This window comes from Pseudomonas sp. SDO5215_S409 (assembly GCF_054071325.1).
This window is the reverse complement of record NZ_JBSVWN010000198.1, coordinates 1-297: the sequence shown is the minus strand read 5'-3', so window position 1 is coordinate 297 and position 297 is coordinate 1. Positions and strand designations below refer to the sequence as shown.

Below are 297 nucleotides of genomic sequence, written 5' to 3'. Positions count from 1 at the left end.
ACGACCTTCGGGTTATGAGCCCGACGAGCTACCAGGCTGCTCCATCCCGCGTCTGTGAGGCGGCATTCTACAGCCCAACGCCAGTGTGTCAACCTTTAATAAGAGGATTGAACAAATAACTGAACATCGCCCGCTGCAAAAGCTAAGTGCTCGAAAGGAAACAGTTTTTTGCCGGGCAACAGAAGGGAGGCTAAAACAGGCGCGCACAAAAAAGGCCACTCTTTCGAGTAGCCTTTTTTGATGTTTGGTTGCGGGAGCCGGATTTGAACCGACGACCTTCGGGTTATGAGCCCGACG

General features: G+C 52.5%; 1 protein-coding gene. It reads right to left on the bottom strand.

Translation table 11 applies throughout. The features are described from left to right. Positions 1-95: 95 nt before the first annotated feature. Positions 96-297: hypothetical protein (locus tag ACW9H9_RS28885; protein ID WP_457346745.1), on the bottom strand; the 202-nt coding region annotated here is incomplete at its 5' end.